General features: G+C 38.2%; 3 protein-coding genes. All 3 read left to right on the forward strand.

The window, feature by feature from the left end:
• Positions 1–223: 223 nt before the first annotated feature.
• The 3 genes from AC3DU7_RS30480 to AC3DU7_RS30490 all read left to right on the forward strand — a co-directional run bounded on the left by AC3DU7_RS30480 (position 224) and on the right by AC3DU7_RS30490 (position 2,685).
• Positions 224–1,990, forward strand: a complete 1,767-nt coding sequence (locus tag AC3DU7_RS30480) for an RAMP superfamily CRISPR-associated protein (protein ID WP_488042981.1) — start codon at positions 224–226, stop codon at positions 1,988–1,990.
• Positions 1,957–2,091, forward strand: a complete 135-nt coding sequence (locus tag AC3DU7_RS30485) for a hypothetical protein (protein ID WP_488042982.1) — start codon at positions 1,957–1,959, stop codon at positions 2,089–2,091. Before AC3DU7_RS30480 ends, AC3DU7_RS30485 begins: the two co-directional genes overlap by 34 nt.
• Before the next feature lie 126 nt (positions 2,092–2,217).
• On the forward strand, positions 2,218–2,685 hold the full coding sequence (locus tag AC3DU7_RS30490) for a hypothetical protein (protein ID WP_488042983.1): 468 nt from the start codon (positions 2,218–2,220) through the stop codon (positions 2,683–2,685).
• The last annotated feature ends 71 nt before the right edge of the window (positions 2,686–2,756 follow it).

A 2,756-nucleotide genomic window follows, 5' to 3' on the forward strand; every position in this document is an offset into this window, starting at 1 on the left:
TATATTCTTCAAAATAAACAGTTAGTATCAACCAATGAATATGTGGAACTGCTAACTATTTTTCCAGATAATTCAACAACAACCAATGATTTTCTAGAGTATCTAAAAAAATCTAGTGATTTTGAAAAGATTTGGAAAGTAAATGAAGCTTAATAATTTTTTTCTAATGGCATCTAAAATTTTCATGAAATTGTAGTAAATCAACTAATTATTAAAGAAAAAAATGAGTTTTGCAAAAGCATTTGAAAGAGCAAACGCTGGAAAACCAGAAAAATCTCGTATCTCACTGCCTCCTCAAGATAACGAGGATGAAAATAACTGGGAAACAACAGATTCCCAACAAATTCCAATGATGTATCGCGCTCAAGTTAGTGGTCGTTGTAGCTTGCAATATCCAAGTAAAAAAGACCGAAGAAACTACTTAAAAGAATGGACTGAAGAATGGGTTTATCCAGACAAAAACAATGAAAATAAACCTTTTTATCAACACCAAGAACCTGAGAAACTTAATCTAGACGGTTCAGTCTACCGCATCAAAATAGAATTTCCCTTTCGGGTTTTCACTAACTGCGGTCAAGATAGTATTTTGCGCCCGACTATTGGTAAAAATGGCATTCCTTTTATTCCCGGAAGCAGTATCAAAGGTTTATTTAAACGACTTCCAAATAATACTAAAGCTGTCACCAAGGAAACTATTGATAAATATTGTGGAACTGCTGATAAACCAGGAATATTACGTTTTCATGGTGCTTATCCCGTCGGCGACTGGGCAGGCACTAGAATTGTTGAGGTTAATGGATATGAGGAAACTCGCTATGGTATGGTTGATGTGGTTCATCCTCAACAGGAAAGACAAGTAGAACATGAAGGTGGCCCCCAAGCGATCGCTACTATTAGTTTTTATCATCCTACTTTTATCTTTGAATTAAGCTCCATAAAGCCTCTCCCAGAGGATGAGTGGAAAAAAATAGATGGATGCTTGAGACAGGCATTAAGGCAAGGGTTGGGAGGAAAAACCAGTACGGGATATGGTTTGTATGATGCTCCCAAATACGAATATCCTCTCTGGGTTCAGTTAAAAGGTAAAGGTGTCAGTCCCTTACTGCGCAGTGGCGAACCGGAGTTTCGACCCAATTTATTTAAGGCAACCCTCAGAGGTCATGTTAGTCGTTTATTAGCTGGTGTTAGTAATGATAAAACGGCTATAAAGAAGAAGGTTAATAGATTGTTTGGATGCACTGAAAAACCAGGAGATGTGCAACTTTACTGGCAGTCTAAATCAGGATTTCCCAAACATGATACTTTTGGCAATGAAAAAACTCCGGTTTATGAAACAAAAGGCGAGCTTTCCCTAGATGCACCAAAGAAAGACCTTGCTTTTTTACAGAAAGTTTTGGAGTTTACTTTTGTAATGGCAGGTTTGGGTAAGTCTTGGCGTCGGGTGTGGCATCGTGATTTTCTCCCTAAATACAAGACTCGTGCTATTGGGTGTCATTGGGAATGGTTAGATAGTGATATTAAGAGGACTAATATTCAGTCTTCTGAAGATTTGAAGAATTTTTTAACTGAGTTACATCAGCAAACCAAGCAGTATATGGGAGTATCACTTAACTCTGAGTTGTTTACGCCTTGGTGTGAGGCATGGTCTCCAAAGCGTTTGAGTGTTTTTAGCAAGGAGGTGTCTAAGTCATCAAAGGCGATCGAACTGTTTCATAAGGAAGAGTTCAAGACTACCCCTGCTATTGGTGGGAAAAGACCAGGTGATGACCGCCCTTATTTTTTTAGTTTAGTTTGGCATCGAATGTTGCCTATTGATGGTAATAAGTATTTGGAAATTGTGACGCTTTTTCATGGCAGCAATTCTCAAAATAAACCTTTGAATAATTGGCAGAGGAAAAATTCTGACGGTGATTTGGAAAATATGTTACCTTTGTTCGTCAAAGAACTTGAAAAAAAATGTGGGCTTCAGCAAACATGGGGCGATATATAATTCCTAATGGGATAGCAAATTTAGGGTTTGACAATTTGTATACCTACAGCAACTTAAAAGCAGAATTAACAATAGAATTTATAGATGCTTTAGTAGTGTAAAAATTAGTGGCAGCTACTTGATAAACCACATTGCCACAATCAAAACCTTACAGGGAAGAATGGCCATTCACTCCTACGGATGAAATTCGCTATAATTTTTAATTATTTAACTAAGGAGTATCAAAAATGGAACCTATAGAATTAACTGCAGCAGCGATCGCCTATCCTTTTTTAGTTAAATATTTGGAAAAGACAGGGGAAGGTTTAAGTGAAAAGACTTTGGAGCAAGCGGGTAAGTTATGGCGACGAGTAAAAAGAATGCCTGGGGATACTTTCCGTGCTTTGAAACCTGCACAAGAAAATCCTTTTCCTGAAGATTTTGAGGCAGCGATACGGGAACTGGAGACCGTGGCCAATCAAAACCCGGAATTTCAGCAAGATATTATTGATGTGGTTGCCGTTGCTAAAGAGGAATATCCAGAAGATGTGAAAAATCTTGAGGCGAAGTTGGAAGAAATAAAGTCTCAAGGGGTAACTGCTGAGAATATTAATGCTTTGTTCCAGGGAAGTCCTATTACTGGGGGCAATGTAGTTAATGCTAGGGATAATGTAGCTAACATTACTGGCAATGAAAATGTCAGTGTTACCTTTTGACTACAGTCGTCGGGAGGGGCACCGACAAAGGAAAGTACCCAACCTCCACAGAATTTGCCTTTGAGTGGAGT

The sequence above is a fragment of the Okeania sp. genome (assembly GCF_983059655.1).